The following is a 24839-nucleotide window of genomic DNA, read 5'->3' as shown; positions in this document are numbered from 1 at the left end:
AGTCATTAGTTACTAGTCATTAGTCAACAGTTATTAATAACTCTTTCTTTCTCCCTTGTCTACTTTGTCTTCCCTCTCTCCTCATCTCCCCTATCTCCTGTCACCTATCCCCTGCTAAATTCTAATACTTTACTTTTTCCAGGATTCATTAACCCGTAAGGGTCTACCATTTCTTTGAATTTTAACTGCTCAGGATCGATAACTTTTCTACCGCCATCTTCAATAATATATGTGTGGGGATTAGCTATAAATACTCCTTTGGCTTCATGATAACGGATAATTTCATTGAGGCGTTCTTCTGTGGAGTAGCGCACAAGTTGTAATGCAGCAGGTACTACTGCACCATTAACGCGAATGAACTCTAAATGAATCATCACCTCATCACCAAAGTAATGATATAAGTCTGCTACTAATTGCAAGCTTTGATCCGCAGGAAACATACTTTGCAAATATGTGATGGAAGTATCGACATTCCTGGCATGTAAGGTGGTGTGATTCCAAGTAAATTCTGCTAAATTTAAACCTTTGCCTGCTTCTTGGGCTGATTTTTGATAGGTGATGTGTCCGCCATATTTTTGGACTAACCCTGGTAGTAGTTCAAGGCTAGGTTCGGCAAGAATCAGAAATGCTGGGTGAGTTTCTGCGGGAATGTATGAATGTAGGGGTTGGAAGTATTGGGGAATGGGTGATGCAAAGATGGTGACTAATTTTTTAATCATGCCATCAGCACTAGCTAGGCTTTGTCCAAACTTGGCGGCTGTAATGAAGTCGTCAAACGTGACTATAACTTCTGCCCAAGGATAAGCAGGCCCCAAGGGAATTTCTACTTCTGTAATAATACCGTTAATACCCCAAGCGTGATTAACTTTTTGTACATCATCGCCACGTAGTTCGATGACACGGGGTTTTTCTTCTAAGGTGACAACTCGCAATGCTAAGAGATTACCGCGATCGCCTAACAAACCATATTGTATTGAACCAATCCCACCACTACCCCCAGCAATAAACCCGCCAATTGTGGCTATACGGTATGTTGAAGGAGCCATCCGCATTTCCCAACCGCTTTCTCGCGCTTTTTTATCTAAGGCTGCCAACTTTAAGCCAGCTTCTACTCTAGCCACACCCGGTTTTATCCACAAAATTTCCTGTAACTTAGTTGTATCTAGAATTACACCGCCATGTAGAGGTACACATTGCCCATAGTTGCCCGTTCCTGCACCCCGTACAGTTATGGGTACACGCTGGGCGGCACAGATAGCGGCAACTTTGATTACTTCTTCTTCGTTGGCAGGGCGGACTACAATATCACCCACTTTCCCCTCCAGTTTAGGAACTAGCACTGGGCTAAAGGTGTGATAGTCTTGCGATAATTTCGCTACTTGGTTGGCTTCGGTGATGGTTTCGATGCCTTCTAGGGAGGGCAGGAGGTTATCTAAGTAGTTTGTCATAGTGTATATCCTTTTTTAACGCAGAGGGGCGCGGAGGTTAGCGCGGAGGAACGCGGAGAGATTCATTCTTTGCATACCTCTGCGTTTAGTCTTCATAATTAACGCTACTGTCATGCTACTTACTTAATATAAAATTACGAATTAGTATTATGTGTAGAAATATAAACATCATTAGTTCTAGGCAATAGCTCAAAGCGCGAGTATAAAAGAAAAAAATAAGCACAAATTCATTCGTTAGATTAACTGAGAACTAAGATGGCAAATCGCTCGCGCAAGCTAACGCCAAAATCTGATAGCCAAAATCAATCTGATGTAGGAGCAAAGAAAACCCGAATTAGGCGAAAAAGAATAGAAAAAAAGCAAGGTGATGGTGGGATTGAGAAAAATCAGGTAAAAAAAACTTACAAGCTATCGTCTATAATTGCGATCGCCATCTTACTTAGTAGTGTTGGTTTAGTTCTAACTTCTACTTGGATTGGGGTTATGTTGATATTTAATCCTGAACAAGTAGTTTGGCTAAATAGTGTCCTCCCAGAATGGGCCAAAATCCCCTTTGACAACAGCGAGAACCCCCAAACCCTTGCCCAAATTCAAGCTAGTATCAGTCAGAAACAGGAAATCCCAGGTGCAACCATTCCTCTAGATGAGGATGAAAAATCATTACTCTTACCAGTCATGCGTCAGCGCGCTGATTGTGTATCTAACTGTAAAGAAATAGTAGAACTGAGAGTTTATCAGTTAGAAAACTTAAACTACCAAGCACAACCAGAAAAATTTTATCGTCTAGCAAATACTTTAGCAATCACAGGCCCAGAAGAATCATTTGCGATCGCACCCCTGAGTGATACACCATCAGAACACCAAGATGTCAGTAACCCTCTACCTTTAAATGAAGTTAATCGCTTTGAAGACAAAACGCCAGCTTCAGGAGTATGGTTAAATTTACAAGGGCAGCAAAAACAAGATAATCACGCAATCAGCTACGGTCAAATAGTCTACTACAATCCAGAACGTAGTAACTTAATACCTATGGTGTCTTGGACAAGTCCGAGTGGACACATACCCAAGTGGGAACAAGTAACGGGTAATAAAACCAAAGAATTAATTATTGATCAGACAATAGGCTTAGAACCAAGATTCAAAGTTTACCAAGTCAAATCTGTGAACTTGTACCTGAACCCCATCGAACTTGAAGAAATTTCTTTACAAAATCCAGTTTTAAAAGATTCTCGTTACAAAAATGCTCTATTAAGTAGCCGCAGTAGACTCTGGTCTACTGCTTTCGAGTCTTTAACCACTGTAAAGCAACAGCGCAAAAATAGTTTACCAGCCATTGCCCAAGCACAATTAGATTTGATCCGTCTCCATTCTGAAGTGACAAAAAGTCAAGCTGATAAAACCTGGGCGAGTCCTAGTGAACAAGTACTTGCAGACTTAATAGATGGTCGCTGGGAAAAAGCTTTGCAAGTATTTACCGCATCCCCAGAGAATGCACAAGAAATAGCCATCTTGTTAAAACAAGACCAAGGTCGCTTGTGGCGCAGAGTAGAAACAGCATTAGAGGTTGAACCGAATAGACAAGCCGTGCAAGCTTGGGGAGCATTAATTTTAACAGTCCAGCAGGGCGAAGAGAAAGCCAACTCTTGGTTACAGGAAAAAAAGCCAACTTCTCAAGTTGACCTTGATTACATTCAAAGTCTAACAAAGCAACTTAGTTCTTAGTCCATAGTCCATAGTCTATAGTCCATAGTCCATAGTCCATTAGTTATTCTCCCCCCTCTCCCTCATCTCCCTCATCTCCCCATTCCCAAAATTATGGGGGTGAAGAATGATCTCCACCCCCATGTATTAGTTTTGTTAGATGATGTTAAACTTGTTTATTATGTCTTTACACAATCTTTATAAAGTTCTAGGTGCGATCGCTAGAATTTAATATAAAGATTGAGTGTTTGCATTGAGGAACTGTGTGTTAATTAGGCAATTCCTGAATAAAACCACTAGAGCGATCGCCCCATAAAGTTTTATACTTCTTGATTAGTAGCTGCTAAACGTTGTTCTTTTAAATTTTGTAACTGTTCCAACAAAGAGTCCACCTCTGCTTGCAAGTTCATCAACTTAGCTTGCTGATCATCTTGGTAGAAGGACTTATTTAAGTGCTGTGTCCAGGTAGCCTGGCATTCGCGTTCAGATACAGTAGATGTAGCAGTAGCCATTGTGATTAATTCCCAAACTCAACTCACACCTTGGTAAATAATATAATAAAGCAACTTTAAGCTTTGTTAAATAATTGTATACTTTCAATCACATAGTTTAATAGGTCAGGCTTTGTAGTATAAGTGATGGCGATGATTATACTATATTCTGCTTGTATATTTTCTCAATTTCATAATCTGTTGTAAGTAGAAGGACTAAATTAAACTTAACTTGATAGCGCCGGGTTTAGACTGCGCGGGAGTTGAATCTCGACTACGCTCGATTACCGTGTAGTCGAAACTCAACCTGCTTCTAATAAGGTTAACGAGCATTGAGCGTAGTCGAAATGCGTCTTATAAATAATTGTGTCCACCTACTTAATCATCAGTACTTGAGTATGTAAGATGAAAAATCCGCCACACTTCAAATCTTATTTTTTTGTTATCTGTTATACAAAATCAAAAAGTAAATAATAGGTAATTATTTTTAAACATTATCAATTACCCATTACCTATTACCCATGACCAAATAAACCATATTCTCAATAATTATCTGAAATTAATATTATTTAGATAAACGAGTCATTTCAAACAATTGTTGAGCATTATTTCCCAAAAAAGCATCAAATAGTTCTTGCTTTCCTGGCGCTATTTCTACAGGATAACGTTGAGCAATTTCATAATAGGCGTAAGTCCAAGGAATTTGTATTTCCTGACCAGTGACATCATCTATAACTGTTACCATTTCTTTAACGGCTTGTGTTGCTGTCTGACGTAAACCACAAGCAATATCACCTTCAATTTCTGCTTTCATAGGTACGCCTAAACTAGCTAAACCACGAGCAGTATCGTCTATATTGGCGTATTTTGGAGTTTGATGGCGATTAACATAACCTGTAAAATGATTGACAGCATAGCCATGTAACAACACCCAAGCACCATATTGATTAGCTTGATTAACTTCTTCCACAACAGAACGTTGAGGAGTTAACCAAGGGCGAGTGAAAACTTTTTGCAACTTTTGGGTGATAATTTCATCACTTTCTTGTGGAGAAAATTCAGTAATTGTAGAAGTAAATTCTCTAGGAATTTTTGATACTGTCTGAGAGATTAATTCAACAATATGTTCTGGCAATTCATCTACAATTAACTCGCTGATAAATAACTTAGGTAAATCAAACTCTGCTTGTTGGGGATGGCGATAGTGACGGGCGTAAAGATGAGTTTGGGGAAAATGATATTCTCCAGCCGGGACATAACCTAAAGCCTCTGCTATTTGAGATAGATAGTCAATTCCCAGATTTACTTTACCTTGTGGGCGCTCAACTGATAAACGGAGCGATCGCAATGCAATATGGTCATTAGCCACAGTCCCACCCGCCGCCGTAATCATTTGTTGATAAGTCCGGGCGTAAGTAACCCTGGCGCTGTATTCTTGCCAGAGTAATGAAAAAAGATTAAGTGCGATTTTGTTCATTGTTATTAGTCATTAGTCATTAGTCATTAGTCATTAGTCATTAGTCCACAGGAAGGGTAAAGAATTTCATTTTTCCCTTTCTCCCTCATCTCCATTAATCAAATAATCTCTGCAAGAATATCGAGTGCGGTTTGAATTTGCTCACTGTTGATAACTAACGGAGGACAGAAACGAATAGCAGCTTTACCACAACCTAGTAATAGCAAACCTCGGTGAAAGGCTTCTTGAATAATGCGATCGCGCTCTTTAGGATCAAAATGACCGTCTTCATCGAATAAATCTACGGCTACCATCAATCCTTTACCTCTAGGTAAGGACATTCTCTTAAATTTTTGGTGCAGTTGAGTTAACCCAGCTTGTAATAATTCACCCATTTGCGTGGCGTTATCCATCAAGCCACTTTCTAGCAGTTCTAAGGTAGCAATTCCCGCCGCGCAGGCTACAGGGTTCCCACCGAATGTAGTGGCGTGGGAACCTGGAGGCCAAGTCATTAGTTCAGGGCGAGATAAAATTGCTCCTAAAGGCATACCACTAGCGATACCTTTGGCTGTGGTAATAATATCAGGCGTAACACCCCAATGTTCAATGGCGAATAAGCGTCCGGTGCGTCCCATACCTGATTGCACTTCATCAACTACCATTAATATGCCGTAGCGATCGCAGATATTACGTATTCTCTGCAAAAATCCGTCTTCTGGGACGATGTAACCGCCTTCGCCTTGAATGGGTTCCACAACAACAGCTGCTACTTCATGAGGCGGTATAACTGTATTGAATAAATTATTGTCTAAGTAATCTAGGCTGGCGTGAGTACCGTAGGGGATGTGAGTTACTCCGGGAACTAACGGCCCGAAATTAGCACGTTGTACAGTTTTGGAACCAGTTAGAGACATTGCGCCGTAGGTACGTCCGTGGAATGCGCCCAAAAAAGCGATGATGAGCGATCGCTTGGTGTAATATCGAGCTAGTTTGATTGCTCCTTCGTTGGATTCTGCACCGGAATTAGTAAAGAATACCTTTGCACCGTGAACAAAAGGGGCGCGACTGGCTAAATTTTCCGCTAGTTCTACCATCGGTTCATAGTAGAAATCTGTCCCCGACATATGTAATAGTTTTGTGGACTGTTCTTGAATTGCCCTGACTACTTGGGGATGGGCGTGTCCAGTGGCGGTAACGGCGATACCTGCGGTCATATCTAAAAACACATTCCCGTCCACATCTTCTACCATGCAGCCTTCACCACGGGCGACAACCAAGGGATAGTCACGGGTATAAGAGGGGGATGTAACAGCGCGATCGCGTTCTACAATTGCTTTAGCTTTAGGCCCTGGTAGGGATGTTAACAAACGTGGCGATAGAGGTAAATGTTGATTAATAGGGATACTTAACATTTTATTTTTTAGGTATTTTGCTATACGGTTAATTGAACTACCAAGTGTAATTGTTAACAGTAGCCTTTGATTCCATTTGGTATAACTTACTAATTGCCAAACCGACAAGAATATGTGATTGCGATCGTGAGAAAATTCAAATAAGTTTTCATGAATCTGGAGAAAGATTCCTGACAAATCTATATTCCCCAGTAATTACTGAGTGTTTATATTTGCTAGTAGACAGTTTTTCAGTCAAGACTAGGAATTAAAACGAAAGTTTAGTCATCAGTATGCAGGTTATAATGCAATCTTAGGCTGAGTTTCTCCCTAGAGATGGAAGAGGTTTAATGCCCTGTCCGATGCCATAAAAGTGCATCAGCAAATTAATAGTATGAATTAATTAACGATTTATGAGTATCCTGTTCAGCCCAAAAATTAGACTTTTACTAGGTGTTGCGGCGTTTTCATTTGTTGGTATAGCTAGTAGTAGTGTTTATAATAATTACTCCCAAGCTAAACAGCTAGAGCAAAAGCCCCAAGATGACAAAAGTATCAGCCTAAATCAACAGGTAAAACCTAATACATCCTCTCAGCTACTTACTTATAATACGCAGATAAGCACAAATTTTTGGCAAAACACAGGAATCAATCAAGCAGAAATATTTTCTCAAAATAGAACTCAACAAAAATTCCCTAATTTAATTACTCAATTAGCCACAACCTCGATTACTTATCCCATTATTGATGAGTGGAAAAAGTATAAGTTTAGCGTTGATGGTGATCAAATTTTATCTCCTAGCCAATTACCAACCGCTAAAGTTAACGTTAATCAATCAGACTTATTAGCTGTTCTCGTTAATACAAGACAATACTTTCAAGAACATGGTTCAGACGACCCAGATATTTTACGCCCTGGCTTGCTGAGTACGCAAAAAGTTACCACAGAAGATATTCTGAAAACTCTGGACTTTATGATTGCAGTTCTTAAAGAAGATATAGCTAACAATCGCATCACACGGTTACAAAATCCCAATTTTATCAACCGCAATTTTCGAGTCATTAGATGGACAGCATATAACCCAGAAAATCAAATTCAAAAGCAGTTAAGAATTACTAAATATGCTGTATTTACTCATCCAGGTTCTCGCAAGCGAAGTGCAACTTTTAATACACCAATCTATAGTTTAAAAGATAACAACATCGCCGACAAATTCTATACCAGATATACAAAACAAGATGTATTATCTGGTATTTATGAGCCAGGAGGTAAAGAATATGGAAAAGTTGAACCTCTAGCTTATTTAACTAGGAATGGTTTAGAAGAAGCTTTAATGCAAGGTACAATCTTGATAAATTTTACCGATGGTACTAAAGCATTTTTTAATGTTGATAGAAACAACGGCATGTCTTATGTTCGAGGACTCAGAGCAACAGCCCAAAAGCGCTACTGGTACTTTCGCCAAGTCGATGCCATTAAAGGCTATGGACATAACATAGATGCCAAAATATCTGTCAAACCAGGAGTAACATTTGCTGGGGATGTTTTAAATATTGGGTTAGGTAGAATAGTTTTATTAGAGCATAGCCAAGGTGGACGTAAGCAATTACAAATGGGAGTAATTGCAGATACAGGCGGTGCATTTTTACCAAACTTATATCAACTGGATTTTCTATCAGGAGTTTTTCCTAGTCAAAACTCTTTTAAAGAATATATTAGGCAATTACCTGAGTATGCCACAGTATATTTCTTAGTGAAGAAATAGGATTAAGGGTTAAAGCTTGGAAATGATGTTTTCAAAGTTCCTAAAAATTTAGGAATCATGCTTGATTGATCAAATATCTGTAGGGCGTGTTAGCTTCAGCGTAACGCGCCTAGCCCAAATTGCGTTATAACTTATATTTTAATATAGTATCTATTTATACTAAATTACAAAAATTTAGCTATATAGGCGTAAGTAGAACGCTGGACAAAAACTATGTTGATAGAAGTGCATTATGTTCAAACCTTCCTGCCTTCTGCCATACATCAAAAATTCATCAAATATTCATTAACTTGTGCAGATTATATTGTTTTGTCCGTTGGCTGTAATGTCATAAATACATCATATTAGAACTAGATAAATTACTGGTACTTATTTTTGAGGCTAACTGGCAATGAGTGTAAAAGTTCCCTTTGTCGATTTGCATTTACAACATCAGCCCATTGAGAGTCAGATACAACAGGCAATACAGAAAGTATTACAACAGGGAGATTTTATTTTAGGTAAAGCAGTAGCAGAGTTTGAAGCAGCTTTTGCATCTGCTTCAGGGGTGGGGTATGGCGTGGGAGTGGCTTCTGGTACTGATGCGATCGCCTTGGGTTTACAAGCCTGTAATATAGGCTCTGGAGACGAAGTGATTTTACCCGCAAACACCTTTGTCGCCACATTAATTGGTGTTCTCCAAGTCGGTGCTAAACCCATTCTCGTAGATTGCGACCCACAAACAGCCTTAATTGATTTAGAAGCAGCAGCTAAAGTAGTCACCGCCAAAACCAAAGCCATTATCCCTGTGCATCTGTATGGGCAGATGGTATCACCCAAGCAGCTATTAGATTTTGCTCAAACCCATAACGTAGTTATATTTGAAGATGCAGCCCAAGCGCACCTAGCCCAGAGAGAAGGATACAAAGCTGGTTCTGTAGGAACAGCAGCCGCCTTTAGTTTCTATCCCAGTAAAAATTTAGGTGCTTTCGGTGATGGCGGAATAGTTCTTACCAGTGATGCAGATATAGCGAAAAAAGTTGTCAGTATCCGTAATTATGGCTCATCCCAAAAGTATGTACACGTTGAACTGGGTACAAATAGCCGCTTGGATACATTACAAGCCGCAATATTACTAGAAAAATTACCACATTTACCTCAATGGAATAGCGATCGCCTCAATATCGCCCAAACCTACGACCTAGAATTAGCACCATTAGCATCTGCTGGCATCACCCCCATACAAAACCATAGTGGAACAGGTCACGTTTATCACCTCTACGTAATTAGAATTGATGATTCCTGTCCAGTAGAACGCCAGTATATTCAAGAACAACTGTCAGCCGTAGGCATTCAAACTGGCATTCACTACCCAATTCCTTGTCACTTACAGCCAGCGTTTACCAATTTAGGCTATAAACCAGGTGATTTTCCCCAATCAGAAAAACTAGCCAAGCAAATATTATCTTTACCGATGTACCCTGGTTTAAGTCAAAGCCAGATTCGAGAAGTAGTAGCAGCCATAGCTACAGTCGTAGGATATACCATCAAGTCAACATCCTCTGAAACTCAGGTAGCATAAATCTGAGTCCGGTATTTCTAGAAAATCCGCGCTTGCAAGTTGCACTCATAAATTTTTAAATAGCTTACGCTTATGGCACTCCAGCAACAGATTAGAACTCGAAATACAGAACAATTACTGAGCATAGGCATTCTTGGTCTTTTAGTGCTACTGTATGCTCCTGTCATCATATATTGGTTCAACGGATGGCTATATAAAACCATCAGTACAGAACATGAATATTTTAGTCATGGCATCATCGGTCTCCCATTTGCCGCTTATCTGATTTGGGAGAACCGCAAAAAATGGCAACGTCTACCAAATAAAACCAATCCTTTAGGAGCAGCTTTACTCGTCATTGGGGCAATATTTTACTTAACTAATGTCACCGAGTGGGTTAACCTCTCGCTACCCACAATCTTGGTAGGCTTGTGTTTATGGTTTAAGAGTTTTCCGGGGCTAAAATTGCTAGGTTTCCCTTTACTCTTGATATTTTTAGCTACCCCAACAGCAGTTCCATACTTGATAGCTCCTTATACTTTTCCACTGCAAAGTTTCATCGCTGGTACAGCAGGTTTTATTCTCAACCAGTTCGGAATGAATGCAGTGGTAGATGGTATCAATGTTTACGTAAACGGTAGGATTGTTGAAGTCGCACCCTATTGTGCAGGGTTAAAAATGTTATTTACAACCATCTATGTTTGTTTGATGCTGCTTTATTGGACAGACAACTTATCTTCACGCCGTGTAACTCTCTGGTTTTTATCCACGGCTGTTGTGATTAGCGTAATTGCGAATATCATTCGTAACACAATACTCAGCTTCTTTCATGGCACTGGTCAAGAAGCCGCCTTTGAATGGCTTCATGATAGTTGGGGTGGCGACCTCTACTCCGCATTGATGCTACTATCTTTAATCCCCATTTTAAATTGGATGAGTGATTACTTTTCAGCACCTCTAGAAACTGAACTAGAGTCAGAAAATCAACTACTGCCACCTGAGATTATTGATTAAGCAAAAACTTCTATTGCAGCTAAAGAAAGTCTGAGCGTTAGCTTTTCGCGCTTAGACTTTTTATTTTGACCTAGTGCTGAGTGGGGAGTGGCTCAAGAAAATTCACCAATAATTCATATACTTAAGCAGATTGAACAAAATCGCTGTGGAGATTCTAGTGTATAAACGTAGATAGACTGAAGATTTTACTGAACTCACAGTGTCATTTTTTCAAGTAAAATCTTGCGTAAATATAGCAGTTTTACTAATGGTTCCCTTATCTAAATTCATCAACTACAAGCATCTGACCACTTTGGTAGTGCTTCTGTTATTCCTTCTACTGTTGACGGTAGGAGCAGTACCCGGATATCTGAGCGGACACTGGCAATGGAAACAACCACCACCTATTGCAACCCTTAAGGAATTAAGGGAGATACGTAATCGCGGAATAAATCTACCTGGTTGGCAAACTACAGAGCAAGGTGAACAAATTGTTGGACAGCACAAATGGTCTTTGCAGATTCTTAAGCAAGAAAGCTCACAAAAACAGGTTTTATTGCTTTTACTGCCACAACTTACCTCAAAAAATCAACCCGAAGTAGAGTGGACTGATGTTAGTAGTTGGGGAAAATTACGCTGGGGAAAATGGGAAATAGCACAATCCCGCTCTGCTGAATTTGCGATCAATCAGTCAGTTAACGCCAAAGAAAATAGCAAAATTCAGGTAGAAGCTCAATTCTTTCGAGCCTCTACACAGCAGCAAACTTTTGCAGTTCTGCAATGGTATGCTTTTCCCAATGGTGGTAACTCATCTCCTGTACGCTGGTTTTTAGCAGATCAATTAGCGCAATTACATAAGAGTCGCGCTCCGTGGGTAGCTGTCAGTATACTGATTCCTATGGAACCACTAGGTGATGTGGAAACTACTTGGCCATTAGCCAAGTCTATTGGGGAAGCAGTACAATCCACATTGATAGCGGGGCCTTTAAAAATTACTTCATAGTGGCAACGACTCCTTGCGGTATATTCAAAAGTCAACAGTGTTAATAGTTTTCAGTAATCATATGCGTGCATTCAACGCCCTTTCTCTCGCCAGTTTGCAAATAGGATTTGTCTTAGCTACAAGCTTTCAAGGTGCGATCGCTCAAACCCCAACTACTGGGCAAATATTTCCTCAACCTCTTCCAGAAACTGAAACTGCACCGCAAAATCCTAACAACGAAACCTCTCCCCAATTCACCCGTTACCTACTAGGCCCTGGTGACGCAATCAACGTGACATTTCAGCGCCCTCCTGGGCCTTACCGCTTGGGGCCTGGAGATGTAGTTAGTGTTGCAGTGCAACGCTTTCCCGATTTGAGCTTTCAAGCTGCAATCAATCCAGAAGGAAACATCATTGTTCCTCTATTAGACACAGTTTCCTTACAAGGTTTAACTCTATTAGAAGCGCAAGAGAAAATCCGCTCATTGCTGAATCGCTTTGTTATTAACCCTGTGGTAGTTTTATCTTTGACAGCACAACGCCCAGATAACAGTTTTCAAGCTCAAGTGAATGCAGAAGGTAATATTATAGTTCCCCAAGTGGGATTAGTGTCTGTACAGGGCTTGAGTTTGGAAGAAGCACAAGAAAAAATCCGTTTGAGTTTGAGTAAAATTCTCGTCGATCCGCTTTTGGTAGTAAGTTTAGCTAATCCCAGACCAGTGCAAGTGAGTATTAGCGGTGAGGTTTCCCGACCCGGTATTTATAACTTGAACCCTGTACTACCCAGAATTGGCGAGGCTTTGCTGGTGGCGGGTGGTTCTACTATCTCCGCAGATTTACGTCAAGTGCAAGTACGTCGCAAATTAGTGGATGGTTCAACTATTTCTCAAACTGTTGACTTGTATGCTGCATTACAAAATGATGGCTCAATACCTAGCTTACGCTTACAAGATGGCGATTCATTAGTAATTCCTCGCCGTGAAGTCGGCACAGAGGACGGTTATGACCGCAATTTAGTAGCACGTTCCACTTTGGCGACACCACAAATTAGAGTCAGGGTGTTAAATTACGCTGCTGGTGGTCTTGTGACTCAAACGCTGCCTAATGGTAGTACTTTTGTAGATGCACTAGGTGGAATTAATCTGGATACTGCTAATGTGAGAAATATTGCTTTAGTGCGGTTTGACGCTGAACGTGGTAAAGCCGTCACACAAAGACTAGATGGGAGAAAAGCCTTAGAAGGTGATGTGTCTCAAAATGTGCCATTACAAGATAATGATGTTATTGTAGTTGGACGCAACTTGATTGGTAGGATTACAAACTTCCTCAGTACTATTACTCAACCATTTTTTAATGTTCGTTCATTCCTGAACTTTTTTGACAGCTTTGGGCGGTAGTGGAGACTAGAGCTAGTTTGAGAACTGCGATCGCACTACTGTTGACCTCAAAAATAAAGAATCAAGTAATTTAGGTGACTAATGAACCATAAATAGTGAATAATAGCAAGTAAACATTACAACAACTTTCTGCTTGACCGCATAAATTTTTATTAATTTTATATGCCTCTTTTATGACCCCACCGATTGTTAAAAGCTATCTTATTGCTTTTGAAAAATATAAATGGATTGGATTAGCCAGCTTTGCTTTAGTTGTCGCGGGGTCAACAGTTGTGGCGATCCAACCAGAACCAGCACCTACCTACACAGCAACCGGTTCTCTTACTTACTCTCGACCCCCAGTATCATTTTCGGCAACAGGTAGTGAAATTCAGCAACAAGGTCAGGAATTAAACCAGCAAGTACTTCTATCAAATCAAGTAATTGAAGGCGTGGCTGCTAAGGTGGGAGTTCCTGCCAGAACAGTTGGTTCTAATGTGTCGCTGTCACCAGCGAAAAAAAACCCACGTACTGGGGAATTAGAATCAAACCTGATTGGTTTAGCATATAAAGATAGTGACCCCAAGCGGGCGCAAGAAATATTAACCGCACTAATGCAGTCTATGGTCAAGCTCAGTAGTGATATTAATACTGGGCGATTGAGGTCAATTATTGGCAAGATTAATGAACGCATACCGCAGGTTAGAGGCGAACTACAAGCGGCAGAAAAACGTTTAGAAGAATATGATCGCCGTGAACGTCCAGCGATATTAGCCGCAGAAAATGGTAGTTTACTTGGTGCTGTTACCAGTAGTCAAAATCAGCAACGGGTAATTCGCCAAACTATTGCCGGCATTGAGGCGCAGATTCTCAGCTTGCAAGATAAATTAGGCTTAAATGTTAATCAATCTTATGTATCTTCGGCTTTAAGTGCCGATCCGATAATCGCTAGTTTGCGCACGCAAATCTATCAAACAGAATCACAAATCGCCTTACTGCGCAAAGATTTGCGACCAGAACACCCGACGATGATTCAGTTGCAACGTCAAAAACAAGCAAATGAAGAATTACTCCAACAAAGGGCGGCAGAAGTAATTGGTGGCGGTGGTACGGCTGCACCCTTAGCGAAAAATATTGACGGCATCCGCAGCCAGAGTAGCCTCGACCCTGCAAGACAGCAGTTAGCTAACCAAATGGTGGCTTTGCAAACTCAAAAAGAAACACTACAACAACAATTAGTTCAACAAATCCGCGATGAACAAAAATTGCGGCAGGAATATTCTCAGATACCCAACAAACAATTAGAGCGATCGCGTTTGGAGCAGGAAGTCGGACTCAAGAAAGCAGTTTACGATCAAATGCAGGTCAAGCTCACCGACGCTCAAACCGCCGAAGCTGAAACTGTGAGTAGCTTTAGTATTGCTCAACCCCCCGTAGTCGCAATTGATGTTAATAAACCAAAAAGTGTACCTTTAACTCTGGGTGTAGGTGGTTTCTTAGGATTGATAGTAGGTGGTGGGGTAATCTTCTTGTTAGGAAGCTTAGAAGGTACACTCCGCACTAGAGAAGCGATTAAAGAAAATCTCAAACAACGGGATGTGGCAATGCTGGGAGAAGTGCCAGTATTACCAGTGGACGATTTACCACCAGAAGCATTACCTATAGTTATTTCTCCCGATTCTCTGTATTTAGAGTTTTATGAAAAAATCCGCAGTAACTTACGGCGCATTAGTGGCAGAAATTTAAAGGTGCTTTTAGTTACTAGTACCATGCACAAAGAAGGTAAAACAACCACAGCTTATAACTTGGGTGTAGCCTCTGCCCGTGCTGGCAAAAGAACTTTAATCGTTGAAACAGATTTGCGATCTCCATCACGCTGTGCATCCTTGAGAATTGCGCCTGATGATGATGCTACTCTTGAACCCCTACGCTATTACGGCAATTTAAGTGAATGTATTCGCTTAGTTCCTGAAGTCGAAAACTTATACATTATCCCTAGTCCTGGGCCTGTGCGTCAATCTGCTGCCATCCTAGAATCGAGCGAAATACGGCGACTCATGGAAGACGTAAGGGAACGTTACGATTTGGTAATATTAGATACGCCACCATTAAGCGTATCTAACGACCCATTATTAATTCAGCCTTACAGTGATGGCATAGTATTAGTATCAAGAGTAAACTACACCCAAGAAAGTGTGATGGCTGAAGCCATTGATCAACTAGTAGAAGCGGAACTCGGATTACTAGGGGTAATTATCAACGGTGCTGATATTACTGTATCTTTACCACCATCAGATGAATTTACTGATTCAACACCTGTAAATGATGAATCAGAAATTTCTGTTGGTGTTAGTAATAATTAGGAAAAGTAGACAATGGACAGTAGACAGTGAACAATGAACAGTGAACAATGGACAGTGGATGGTAAAAAATAAACAGGGAAATAACCTGATAATTAATAACTGTCAACTGTCAACTGTCACTTAACTGTGGTGGATTTATGGGTTTGTGGTTAAGTCTGTGTGGTGCAGTAGTATTTGTGGCGTATCTGTTGGGATCTTTCCCTACAGGTTATATCGCTGTGAAACAATTGAAGGGTATTGATATCCGTGAAGTGGGTTCAGGTTCCACAGGCGCAACCAATGTCCTGAGAACTTTGGGTAAAGGCCCTGGAGCATTTGTTTTAGGACTAGATTGCTTAAAAGGCGTATTAGCGATCGCCTTAGTTTATTATTTATTTAACTTCGCCGCTAGCCAAAACCTCATTCCTGCAACAGTAAATGTTCAACTATGGCAACCTTGGTTAGTCACCATAGTAGGTATAGCTGCCATTTTAGGACATAGTAAATCGATTTTCTTAGGCTTTACAGGTGGTAAATCTGTAGCCACCAGCTTGGGAATATTATTAGCGATGAATTGGCAAGTTGGTTTGGCTACCTTTGGTGTATTTGCTGTTGTGGTGGCGATATCACGGATTGTATCACTCAGTTCAATTGCTGGAGCGATCGCAGTTCCTCTAGTAATGGTACTTCTGCACCAACCCTTGCCCTACATTTTATTTGGTATTGCTGGCGGCTTATATGTAATCTTGCGTCACCGCAGCAATATCGAGCGCTTGCTTGCAGGTACAGAACCCAAAATTGGGCAGAAACTCACAGCAGAAACAGAGCAGAGTCAGTTGACAGTTGACAGTTGACAGTTATTATTCTTATGAAGCTACCAGAATTAGATACTGAAACCATAGACCGCATCATTGAAATGGCTTGGGAAGATAGAACGCCTTTTGATGCGATTGAAGCGCAATTTGGACTGTTGGAAAAACAGGTAATTGCCCTCATGAAACGCGAAATGAAAGAATCAAGTTATCGGATGTGGCGAGAGCGAGTCACTGAACGTAAAACCAAGCACTTAGTTAAACGAGATTTCTTTGCAGGTAGATTCAAATCAGATAATCAAAAAACATAAATTTAATGTGATATGTATGCTTACTCTGCTACCTAACAGATAATTGTTTTTTCCGATTACCTATTACCAACCCCATGATATGATAAATCATTTAACAGACATGATATGAAAATTGGAGTTTGGATATTAGGTGATCAGCTTTGGGAACAACAAGCAGCATTACAAAGCTGTTCTCAAAAAGAAAATTTGCCTGTAATTTTTATTGAATCAATACAACATATCCAAACTCGCCGCTATCATCAGCAAAAGCTGGTGTTAGTATGGTCAGCAATGCGCCATTTTGCGGAAGAATTGCAGCAAAAAAATTATACTGTTAGTTATGAAATAGCCGATGATTTTGCTCAACCTTTACAAGCATGGGTAAGGGCAAATCAAATTACTGAACTACGGGTGATGACTCCTAGCGATCGCCCATTCTTACATATAATTCAAAGTTTAGAATTACCTTGTAAAATTAGTTTAGTTCCTAATAATCATTTTTTGTGGACTACAGAACAATTTAATAGTTGGGCTAAAAATCGTAAACGCCTATTAATGGAAGATTTTTACCGAGAAGGTAGAAAGCGCTGGCAGATTTTAATGGAGGGAGATAAACCAGTAGGAGGACAGTGGAATTTAGATAAAGAAAACCGTCAACCACCAAAAGGTAAGTTACGTACACCCCCGACACAATGGTTTGAAACAGATGAAATTACATTAGATGTTATAGCCAAAGTTAAATCTCTTTCAGTTCCCATTTACGGAGAAGTAGAACCATTTCGTTGGGGTGTGACTCGCCAACAAGCACTGCAAATTTTAGATTGGTTTATTGAATATAGATTATCTGATTTTGGCCCCTATCAAGATGCAATGGTAACAGGGGAAGAAACCATGTGGCACGCCATGATTTCTCCTTACCTCAATATAGGGTTACTTCATCCTTTAGAAGTAATACAAGCAGCACAAAAAGCTTATCAACAAAAACAACTACCTTTAAATAGTGTAGAGGGTTTTATTCGTCAGGTTTTGGGTTGGCGAGAATATATGCGTGGTGTCTATAACTATGTAGATGTAGACTATCACCAGAAAAATTGGTTTAACCATACAAAACCTTTACCGGAATTTTTCTGGACTGGTAAAACTAAAATGAATTGTTTACAGCAGATTATTATTCAAATACAACGTACAGGCTATGCTCATCATATCCAAAGATTGATGGTGTTGAGTAATTTTGCTTTAATTGCTGGAATTTCACCCCAAGAAGTAGAAAATTGGTTTCATGCTAGTTTTATAGATGCCTATGATTGGGTAATGCAGACAAATGTGATTGGTATGGGTTTATTTGCCGATGGAGGGATATTAGCATCAAAGCCTTATGGAGCATCTGCTAACTATATCAATAAAATGAGTGATTATTGCAAAAATTGCACTTATAGCCATAAAGAAAGAATTGGTAAAGATGCTTGTCCTTTTAACTTTTTCTATTGGAACTTTCTGGATAGACACCGTGATAAGTTACAACATCAAGGAAGGATGAGCTTTATTTTAAAAAATTTAGATAAAATGTCTGCGGCAGAATTACAATCTATCCGCACACAAGCGCAAGTATGGCACGATAATTGTTAATTCGTAATTGGCGAATATGCCTCAACTCATTTAGATATATTCGACGTACTTAGAAATCTAACCATAGAATTTTGACATTAGTACTCATTTTTGGCACTGTTTATCAAGGTACTTAAAATAAGTGTGATAAATCAAAGTGGATGTTGCGTCCTTAATCAAAATTTCAATTATTCTCCTAATCATAGCTACTAGCGTTGCCTTGCTAACGCGGTGGCTTCGTGTTCCCTACGTAACAGGTTTAGTATTGGCCGGGTTGCCAATTAGTGAACTATTGTCTCGTCCCATTGGTTTAGATCCTTCTTTAGTTTTGAATCTTTTTCTGCCGATTCTCATATTTGATGCTGGCATCAATACAGATATTAGTCGGCTAAGAAGTACCTTTAAACCAATTGCTTTGCTCGCTGGCCCAGGAGCTACAATTTCTAGTGCGATTATTGCTCTTTTGTTGAAATTTGGGTTGGGATTGCCTTGGATATCTGCATTTTTTGTAGGCGTGATTTTGGCAAACACTGATACTGTTTCCATGATTGCCGTTTTTAAAGAAATACCAGTACCATCTCGGCTTTCTACTATTGTGGAAGGGGAAACCTTATTTAATGATGCGGCTGCTTTAGTTTTATTCAACCTGATTTCTCAAGTTTATACTACAGGTTCACTTACTGTAGCAGAGGGAATCCAACAACTGCTGTTTATCTCTGTAGGTGGATGTCTTGTGGGGTTGGTCTTGGGCTATTTGAGCATACCTGTATTCACTCGATTAGATGACCCACTGAGTAGTCTGTTGTTAACAGTTGCCGTTGCTTTAGGAACTTTTCAGGTAGGGCAATTTTTTGGTGTATCAGGTGCTGTTGCTGTAGTTATAGCTGGCTTGATTTTCGGTAATTTTGCGCTTTCACAGAATACTTCAGCTTCTAACCGCATCACTTTGTTGAGTTTTTGGGAATACGCTAGCTTTACTGCTAATACGTTTATTTTTCTACTGATTGGTGTAGAAATAGACCTAAATACACTTTGGAAAACCTTACCTGCAATTTTATTTGCAGTTTTGGCTTATCAAGTTGGGCGAGTTTTGACTATTTATCCTTTGTTAGCAGGAGTGCGTTGGTTTGATCGTCCTATTCCCCTGCGCTGGCAACATTTACTTTTTCTAGGCAATATCAAGGGTTCTTTGTCAATGGCTTTGGCGTTAAGCTTACCCACTACATTGCCGGGTAGAGAAGTTCTCATTGCTATAGTTTTTGGTAGTGTTCTAGTCTCACTAGTAGGACAAGGATTAAGCTTGCCTTGGATGGTAAAACGCTTAAACCTATCTAAATTTACGGAGGTTCAGCAACAGGTCGAAAATTTACAAGCCCAACTAATCACAGCTAAAGCTGCACAGGATGAACTAGATACTTTGTTAAAAACAGGGGTACTACCAAAAGCTGTGTATGAAGAAATGCGTTCAACTTATCAAGTGCAGATAGCTTCCGCCGAAAAAGCATTACGTGAATTTTATAATCGTCGTCCCGATGAATTTGATGGTAGAAATGGGGTGTTGAGTAAACTAGATGCTATTCGTCGTCGGTTGCTACTAGCAGAAAAAGGAGCCCTCAATGAAGCAATGCGTAAGCGAATCTTATCAGAAGAAACTGTGCAAGGAAGAATACGAAATATTGATGAACAATTACTCCGACTTGACGATGATTGATGGTTTACTAATATATCAATCAAGAATACTGAACAAATTTTGTTCCAGTTTGCTTTTAAGAATTTGTTCTTTCTATCAAACAATACTACCTATCCCAAGTTGGTTTTACTTATTATTTTGAGTCTTAATTACCCTTCCAGGACTGATAAAGGAAATTCCTTGCTGAAAGTCTGTACCAATCATGACGGCTTCAATTATGGGCTGAGAAACTGTTTTTGCTGCTACCCACTCTACAATAAAGTTTGCACCTACACCACCGCTAACATCATCTCTTGTGATAAAAAAATCATAAGCACTTAGTGCATCGAGTTGAATCGGTTTTTCCAAATACTGCTTTAATAGTTTACCGTTTGAGTCATAGTAACGCACAGAAGTTATGATGATCTGATTGTTTAAATCAGTATTACAAATACTTAAAGTTGCAGATAAATTAAAAACTTCCTTTCGGTTGTGATGATAAATGTGAGAATAGACAGGAACATAAATTGTTTGTCCTGTTACTGGTTGAAAATCTTTATCTAAAGTTACTACCTTGGGATATGGAGTAGCTAGAGGATTATCTGATTGTGACTTTGATTGGATATCTGATTGGCAAGAGGTAAGAATAAGAACTGTAATTGCTAAATACAAATGTTGATAAAGCTTCATTGAATTTATTTACAGCCTTCGATAAAATCAATTACTTGATGCAAAGACCCTGGTTTAGTGACAATCAAAACAGTTGAACCAGCTTCTAATACTGTACTCCCATTAGGAATCATCAGATTTTCGTGGGGATGAGGTTGATAACCGATAATCAGTGAACCAGTAGGAAAACGGGAATCTTGAGCAATTTCTGCTACACTACGTCCAACTACATAACAATTATTAGGTATTGCCAGTTTTAAAACTTCAATTTGTCCTTGCTCAAAGTGCATCATTGACTCTACTTGTGGATACTCGATCGCATTCACCATCGTTGACACTGATAATTCAACGGTGCTGATGATATGATTGGCTCCAGCCAAACGAAGTGGTTCAGCAAAATCAGGGTGGCGCATCCGGCTTAAAATATGAGGAACGCCATAGTGCTTGGCAAGAGTTACCATCGCCAAGTTTAAAGCATCACTACGGAGAACTGCTGCTAAGGCATTAGCTTTACGGATTCCTGCTTCTAGTAGTATTTCTGTACTTACTGCACTACCTTCAAAAGCCATTGCGCCTACTTGTTCACGAGCATAGCGACAAGCGGTAGGGTCAATATCAATTACAGCAACAGTATGTCCTAATTCTACTAGTTTTTGAGCCAAACTCAGCCCGACTAAACCTGCTCCACCGATCAGCACGTACATGGTCGCTCCAATACTGAATATTTTTACTTTAACATTACAGGCTATGGAGCTTTTTCCGCATTTTCTATGGCGACTTATAACTAGCAACCCGGACAATTAATTTTCCTTGGCGTGGATTTTTAGTAAAAATAAAAGCGCCTTCTTCCTTTTCACTACTAGATAAAAAATCAATTTGTTGTTCTGCTGTTTCTATAACCTTACCAGCAATTTCTAACTCAGCAACAATTTGTACAGACTCAGCAGTTTCTCCACCATTATTCATAACTTCAAAAGGAACATAAAATTGTCCATCAACCTCCCGCACTATTTGCCTTTTACTTACTGATAAAATAGGGGGTTTGTCATCTTCATTCAACCAAATGTAACCCACTAAGCCGATAATAATTGCCAGGATAAATAAAGCTATGCCAAATGTCACCATCTCAGCTAAAGAACGAGGTGGTTTTTCTTGTGTTTGTGTCATATTACTAACCTACCAGCCGCACCGCCAATTGTTGCAGGTAAACCCAAGACTAAAGTATGTTCTAACCACATCCGCCAAGGGTCTGAAAAAGTAACCTTTTGAAAGAAAAATAACATCACTGCACTGGCTAGCAAAGATACCAAATAAGAAATAGTTGTTTCACTTAATGGTCGTTGAAAAATTCCTTTTTGCTGTCTGCGCTTTTTTTGGTCGGAAAAACCAGCCTGAAATACAATAGCATAAGAAATTACTAAAGATGCGGCCATCAATGCTAATAACCAAGGCGGTGAAATAGCGGCTGCTAACATAGGTACTTCATCGGTTGGTGCGATATTAAAAGCAATGACAATTGCACCAATGACAGTTGCACCTAAATCAGCCAATGTGGCGTGTAAACCAAAGTTATTTGTTAGCTGATTATCTGATGCTGAGTTATTTTGATTACTATTTCCTAGAAACTGGTTGGCTAATGCTACACCGAGAGTAAATGGGACACTTTCAAAGATGATTTTACCCAAGGATTCTTTTAAGGAAGTTTCTACTGTAATCTCTCGCAACAACCACAAGATAAAAGCTGAACAAACAAATCCAATCGCCATTGCTTCTACCGTATCTATAGCAGCTTCATCAACTCGCCAGGTATTTCTGCGTTTACGAAAACCATCTGTATAGTTGAGTACGAAAACTACAAAAAACATTGTGGCGATCGCTGTTATTATTAGTCTTGGTTTTGCTAGTGATCCAATCCACCAAACTTCCATAGTATATATTAGTGGGATACCAAACAAAAAGCCTCCACAAGTACCCCGCAGAATATCACTGAGTTCTCGTAACCAACCATTTATCTTAGGTTCTTTATTCACTCCTAATGCTTACCTAATATCTATTATTTTATTCTTTGTATTTACTAATATATCATTTTATATTAACGCATCTATCTATAGTAATTAATTATTTAAAATAATATCTTCCTTGTGATAGTTTCACAAATTATTGATTATTGGTAGTTTACTTTATGTTAACGATTTGAATAAATATAGAAAAATATGAGTACCGAAAAAAGAATTGAAGCAACTGCTAAAAACATTGAAGGCAAATTACAAGAAGTCATTGGTGAATTGAGTGGAAATCCCTCAGATAAAGCTGAAGGTAAAGCTAAACAAGCTGAAGCTCAAGTAATTCATACAACAGAAAATATTAAAGATGAACTCAAGAAAGCTATTGACTAAAAAGCTTTAGTTAATCTTTGTAGTTCAGTTTTTTGTTGTGATAGTTATAATTTGTAAACTCCACTACTGATAATGTAGTGGAGTTTTTATAGTTTAATTCTTTAATATAAAAAAGGTTAGTTGAGAGTAAATTCTCTCTAACCATGAGTGTTATTAAGCGTTTAATAACTTCTGGAACTGCCAGTGATTAAATTCCAGAGGAAGATGGCAACTATAGCACCAATAATTGCCACAATGATACCGGAAATACTAAGAGTTGCTGCTGTCAATGAAAGTGTTCCCGTGTCTATTAGGGTAACAATTGTGCCACCGATTAAAGCGCCAATAATACCCAAAATCATAGTTCCCAAAATACCGCCACCTTGACGACCGGGATAAATAGCTTTGGCTATAGCTCCAGCTATTAAACCAAGAATAATCCAAGCTATGATGTTCATAATTTTACTGTGTAAATAACTTACTAGTAATGTATTAATTTCGGCTAATTATTCCTTCTACCATAAGGGATAAGTATCGTATACAGTTTTATAGATTTACTACATTCATCGTCTAACATAGCAATTTCACTTACCATCATACTGGTAGCGATCGCCTACTATTACCAGCTATTAACAGTCACATTGCTTAGTTAATAAAATTTCATGAAGTTTCCTAGTAAATCTATCTCACCTGCGATTTATATCCCGCTTCTCTACTTTGCTTCTGGTGTCCCATACGTTATTATCAACACCGTTTCTGTGATTTTCTACAAAAAGTTAGGTATAGATAATGCACAAATCACCTTTTGGACAAGTTTTCTTTATTTACCTTGGGTAATTAAAATGTTTTGGGGGCCAATTGTCGATGTCTACTCAACTAAACGTAAGTGGATACTCTATACCCAATTTGCTATGTCTGTTTGTTTGGGTTTAGTGGCTTTTAGCTTACAATTACCCAATTTCTTTTTCATTTCCTTAGCAGCATTGACAGTAGGTGCATTTATTTCTGCAACATACGACATCGCTACCGATGGCTTTTACCTACTCGCTTTAACCACAGAACAACAAGCACTCTTGGTAGGGATTCGTTCACTATTTTATCGGTTAGCTGTTATTTTTGGCTCTGGAGTTTTGGTTGTTATAGCGGGACAGCTTGAAGCAAAACTTAAGAATATTCCTCTGAGTTGGACATTAGCTATAGGTTTTGCTGCTGTAATTTTAGCAGTCATTTCGGTGTGCGATCGCCTAACTTTACCTCTACCAGAATCAGACACACCACGACAACCAACACAAACAACCAAAATTCCCTTCTTCAAAATTATTAGCTCATACTTTCAACAGCCAAAGATTTTGGCAATTTTAGCCTTTATCCTACTTTATAGGTTTGGTGAGGCAATGCTATTGAAAGTAGCTTCCTTATTTTTATTAGATCCAATAGGAAAAGGCGGTTTAGGACTAACTACATCAGATGTTGGTTTAGTCTACGGGACATTTGGTGTTATATCTCTAATTTGTGGGGGTATTTTAGGAGGAGTAGTTATAGCTAAATATGGCTTAGAAAAATGCCTCTTACCTATGGCTTTAGCTTTAAACGTCCCAAATGTATTTTACGTATACATGGCTTATACAAAACCTACATTACCCTTGGTATATTCTTTAGTCTCTGTAGAACAATTTGGTTATGGTTTTGGGTTTACAGCTTTCAGCGTTTATTTAATGTATGTCTCCCAAGGCGAATACAAGACCTCTCACTTTGCCATCTCTACTGGCATCATGGCTTTAGGAATGATGTTACCAGGAATCATGAGTGGTTATTTGCAAAATTTGCTTGGCTATCCACTATTTTTCACTCTGGTTTGTGTTTTGGCCATACCTGGAATTATTTCTCTTTTGTTCATTCCTTTACCAGCAGAAACTAATAACCAAACTAGTTAG

22 protein-coding genes are annotated in these 24839 nt (G+C 39.3%); 13 read left to right on the top strand and 9 right to left on the bottom strand.

The window, feature by feature from the left end; genetic code table 11:
- Positions 1-104: 104 nt before the first annotated feature.
- Positions 105-1448 (bottom strand): FAD-binding oxidoreductase, encoded by a 1344-nt coding sequence (locus NSMS1_RS13985; RefSeq protein WP_224094313.1) that lies wholly within the window; start codon positions 1446-1448, stop codon positions 105-107.
- A 255-nt stretch (positions 1449-1703) separates the two neighbouring features.
- Between NSMS1_RS13985 and NSMS1_RS13980 the strand changes: the two genes are divergently transcribed.
- Positions 1704-3170: a hypothetical protein gene (locus NSMS1_RS13980; protein ID WP_224094311.1), complete on the top strand. Its 1467-nt coding sequence runs from the start codon at positions 1704-1706 to the stop codon at positions 3168-3170.
- A 299-nt stretch (positions 3171-3469) separates the two neighbouring features.
- Here the strand turns inward: NSMS1_RS13980 and NSMS1_RS13975 are convergent, their stop codons facing one another.
- From NSMS1_RS13975 to NSMS1_RS13965, 3 genes are all read right to left on the bottom strand, one after another.
- Positions 3470-3661, bottom strand: a complete 192-nt coding sequence (locus NSMS1_RS13975; RefSeq protein ID WP_224094309.1) for a hypothetical protein — start codon at positions 3659-3661, stop codon at positions 3470-3472.
- A gap of 544 nt (positions 3662-4205) precedes the next feature.
- The gene (locus tag NSMS1_RS13970) at positions 4206-5117 is read right to left on the bottom strand and encodes a DUF1338 domain-containing protein (protein ID WP_224094307.1); all 912 of its coding nucleotides are present in this window, start codon (positions 5115-5117) and stop codon (positions 4206-4208) included.
- A gap of 98 nt (positions 5118-5215) precedes the next feature.
- A complete protein-coding gene (locus NSMS1_RS13965) occupies positions 5216-6508 on the bottom strand; it encodes an acetyl ornithine aminotransferase family protein (protein ID WP_224095231.1) in 1293 nt (430 codons plus the stop codon).
- Between the two features lie 392 nt (positions 6509-6900).
- On the opposite strand from NSMS1_RS13965, the gene NSMS1_RS13960 reads away from it, so the two are divergent.
- The 10 genes from NSMS1_RS13960 to NSMS1_RS13915 all read left to right on the top strand — a co-directional run bounded on the left by NSMS1_RS13960 (position 6901) and on the right by NSMS1_RS13915 (position 19903).
- Positions 6901-8253: a hypothetical protein gene (locus tag NSMS1_RS13960; RefSeq protein ID WP_224094305.1), complete on the top strand. Its 1353-nt coding sequence runs from the start codon at positions 6901-6903 to the stop codon at positions 8251-8253.
- Between the two features lie 391 nt (positions 8254-8644).
- Positions 8645-9814: a DegT/DnrJ/EryC1/StrS family aminotransferase gene (locus NSMS1_RS13955; protein ID WP_224094296.1), complete on the top strand. Its 1170-nt coding sequence runs from the start codon at positions 8645-8647 to the stop codon at positions 9812-9814.
- Between the two features lie 72 nt (positions 9815-9886).
- Positions 9887-10807, top strand: a complete 921-nt coding sequence (gene crtB / locus NSMS1_RS13950; RefSeq protein ID WP_224094294.1) for a cyanoexosortase B — start codon at positions 9887-9889, stop codon at positions 10805-10807.
- Positions 10808-11054: 247 nt separating this feature from the next.
- Positions 11055-11789, top strand: a complete 735-nt coding sequence (locus NSMS1_RS13945; RefSeq protein WP_224094292.1) for a cyanoexosortase B system-associated protein — start codon at positions 11055-11057, stop codon at positions 11787-11789.
- A gap of 61 nt (positions 11790-11850) precedes the next feature.
- Complete coding sequence (locus NSMS1_RS13940) at positions 11851-13164, top strand: polysaccharide biosynthesis/export family protein (RefSeq protein ID WP_411908681.1); 1314 nt, start codon at positions 11851-11853, stop codon at positions 13162-13164.
- 173 nt (positions 13165-13337) lie between these two features.
- On the top strand, positions 13338-15506 hold the full coding sequence (locus NSMS1_RS13935; RefSeq protein ID WP_224094288.1) for a GumC family protein: 2169 nt from the start codon (positions 13338-13340) through the stop codon (positions 15504-15506).
- Between the two features lie 137 nt (positions 15507-15643).
- Complete coding sequence (plsY, locus tag NSMS1_RS13930; protein WP_224094286.1) at positions 15644-16339, top strand: glycerol-3-phosphate 1-O-acyltransferase PlsY; 696 nt, start codon at positions 15644-15646, stop codon at positions 16337-16339.
- A 14-nt stretch (positions 16340-16353) separates the two neighbouring features.
- Positions 16354-16608: a TIGR03643 family protein gene (locus NSMS1_RS13925; protein ID WP_224094285.1), complete on the top strand. Its 255-nt coding sequence runs from the start codon at positions 16354-16356 to the stop codon at positions 16606-16608.
- A 105-nt stretch (positions 16609-16713) separates the two neighbouring features.
- Positions 16714-18213 (top strand): cryptochrome/photolyase family protein, encoded by a 1500-nt coding sequence (locus NSMS1_RS13920; protein ID WP_224094282.1) that lies wholly within the window; start codon positions 16714-16716, stop codon positions 18211-18213.
- 136 nt (positions 18214-18349) lie between these two features.
- Positions 18350-19903, top strand: a complete 1554-nt coding sequence (locus tag NSMS1_RS13915; protein ID WP_224094273.1) for a cation:proton antiporter — start codon at positions 18350-18352, stop codon at positions 19901-19903.
- Positions 19904-20008: 105 nt separating this feature from the next.
- Here the strand turns inward: NSMS1_RS13915 and NSMS1_RS13910 are convergent, their stop codons facing one another.
- From NSMS1_RS13910 to NSMS1_RS13895, 4 genes are all read right to left on the bottom strand, one after another.
- Positions 20009-20551, bottom strand: a complete 543-nt coding sequence (locus NSMS1_RS13910; RefSeq protein ID WP_224094266.1) for a DUF3124 domain-containing protein — start codon at positions 20549-20551, stop codon at positions 20009-20011.
- 5 nt (positions 20552-20556) lie between these two features.
- Positions 20557-21234, bottom strand: a complete 678-nt coding sequence (locus NSMS1_RS13905; RefSeq protein ID WP_224094264.1) for a potassium channel family protein — start codon at positions 21232-21234, stop codon at positions 20557-20559.
- A 64-nt stretch (positions 21235-21298) separates the two neighbouring features.
- Positions 21299-21697 carry a TIGR02588 family protein gene (locus NSMS1_RS13900; RefSeq protein WP_224094262.1) on the bottom strand — a complete coding sequence of 133 codons (399 nt, stop codon included), beginning with the start codon at positions 21695-21697 and terminating at the stop codon, positions 21299-21301.
- Entirely contained in the window at positions 21694-22560 is an 867-nt protein-coding gene (locus tag NSMS1_RS13895) for a TIGR02587 family membrane protein (protein ID WP_224094261.1), read from the bottom strand. Before NSMS1_RS13895 ends, NSMS1_RS13900 begins: the two co-directional genes overlap by 4 nt.
- A 183-nt stretch (positions 22561-22743) precedes the next feature.
- Here NSMS1_RS13895 and NSMS1_RS13890 point away from each other — a divergent pair, with 183 nt between their 5' ends.
- Positions 22744-22926 (top strand): CsbD family protein, encoded by a 183-nt coding sequence (locus NSMS1_RS13890; RefSeq protein WP_224094259.1) that lies wholly within the window; start codon positions 22744-22746, stop codon positions 22924-22926.
- 161 nt (positions 22927-23087) lie between these two features.
- Here NSMS1_RS13890 and NSMS1_RS13885 read toward each other — a convergent pair whose 3' ends face one another.
- Entirely contained in the window at positions 23088-23363 is a 276-nt protein-coding gene (locus NSMS1_RS13885; RefSeq protein ID WP_224094257.1) for a GlsB/YeaQ/YmgE family stress response membrane protein, read from the bottom strand.
- 204 nt (positions 23364-23567) lie between these two features.
- Here NSMS1_RS13885 and NSMS1_RS13880 point away from each other — a divergent pair, with 204 nt between their 5' ends.
- Complete coding sequence (locus tag NSMS1_RS13880) at positions 23568-24839, top strand: MFS transporter (RefSeq protein ID WP_224094245.1); 1272 nt, start codon at positions 23568-23570, stop codon at positions 24837-24839.

Source organism: Nostoc sp. MS1, assembly GCF_019976755.1.
GTDB lineage: Bacteria > Cyanobacteriota > Cyanobacteriia > Cyanobacteriales > Nostocaceae > Trichormus.
Note: the sequence above shows the minus strand (reverse complement) of the source record. Positions and strands in the feature narration are given on the sequence as shown.

Excerpts from the sequence above, each read along its gene's own strand:
- NSMS1_RS13920 (WP_224094282.1), top strand. The coding sequence starts at position 16,714 with ATGAAAATTGGAGTTTGGATATTAGGTGATCAGCTTTGGGAACAACAA.
- NSMS1_RS13970 (WP_224094307.1), bottom strand. The coding sequence starts at position 5,117 with ATGAACAAAATCGCACTTAATCTTTTTTCATTACTCTGGCAAGAATAC.
- NSMS1_RS13880 (WP_224094245.1), top strand. The coding sequence starts at position 23,568 with ATGAAGTTTCCTAGTAAATCTATCTCACCTGCGATTTATATCCCGCTT.
- NSMS1_RS13900 (WP_224094262.1), bottom strand. The coding sequence starts at position 21,697 with ATGACACAAACACAAGAAAAACCACCTCGTTCTTTAGCTGAGATGGTG.
- NSMS1_RS13925 (WP_224094285.1), top strand. The coding sequence starts at position 16,354 with ATGAAGCTACCAGAATTAGATACTGAAACCATAGACCGCATCATTGAA.
- NSMS1_RS13945 (WP_224094292.1), top strand. The coding sequence starts at position 11,055 with ATGGTTCCCTTATCTAAATTCATCAACTACAAGCATCTGACCACTTTG.
- NSMS1_RS13975 (WP_224094309.1), bottom strand. The coding sequence starts at position 3,661 with ATGGCTACTGCTACATCTACTGTATCTGAACGCGAATGCCAGGCTACC.
- NSMS1_RS13965 (WP_224095231.1), bottom strand. The coding sequence starts at position 6,508 with ATGTTAAGTATCCCTATTAATCAACATTTACCTCTATCGCCACGTTTG.
- NSMS1_RS13960 (WP_224094305.1), top strand. The coding sequence starts at position 6,901 with ATGAGTATCCTGTTCAGCCCAAAAATTAGACTTTTACTAGGTGTTGCG.
- NSMS1_RS13980 (WP_224094311.1), top strand. The coding sequence starts at position 1,704 with ATGGCAAATCGCTCGCGCAAGCTAACGCCAAAATCTGATAGCCAAAAT.
- NSMS1_RS13910 (WP_224094266.1), bottom strand. The coding sequence starts at position 20,551 with ATGAAGCTTTATCAACATTTGTATTTAGCAATTACAGTTCTTATTCTT.
- NSMS1_RS13905 (WP_224094264.1), bottom strand. The coding sequence starts at position 21,234 with ATGTACGTGCTGATCGGTGGAGCAGGTTTAGTCGGGCTGAGTTTGGCT.
- crtB (WP_224094294.1), top strand. The coding sequence starts at position 9,887 with ATGGCACTCCAGCAACAGATTAGAACTCGAAATACAGAACAATTACTG.
- NSMS1_RS13985 (WP_224094313.1), bottom strand. The coding sequence starts at position 1,448 with ATGACAAACTACTTAGATAACCTCCTGCCCTCCCTAGAAGGCATCGAA.
- NSMS1_RS13890 (WP_224094259.1), top strand. The coding sequence starts at position 22,744 with ATGAGTACCGAAAAAAGAATTGAAGCAACTGCTAAAAACATTGAAGGC.
- plsY (WP_224094286.1), top strand. The coding sequence starts at position 15,644 with ATGGGTTTGTGGTTAAGTCTGTGTGGTGCAGTAGTATTTGTGGCGTAT.
- NSMS1_RS13955 (WP_224094296.1), top strand. The coding sequence starts at position 8,645 with ATGAGTGTAAAAGTTCCCTTTGTCGATTTGCATTTACAACATCAGCCC.
- NSMS1_RS13885 (WP_224094257.1), bottom strand. The coding sequence starts at position 23,363 with ATGAACATCATAGCTTGGATTATTCTTGGTTTAATAGCTGGAGCTATA.
- NSMS1_RS13935 (WP_224094288.1), top strand. The coding sequence starts at position 13,338 with ATGACCCCACCGATTGTTAAAAGCTATCTTATTGCTTTTGAAAAATAT.
- NSMS1_RS13940 (WP_411908681.1), top strand. The coding sequence starts at position 11,851 with ATGCGTGCATTCAACGCCCTTTCTCTCGCCAGTTTGCAAATAGGATTT.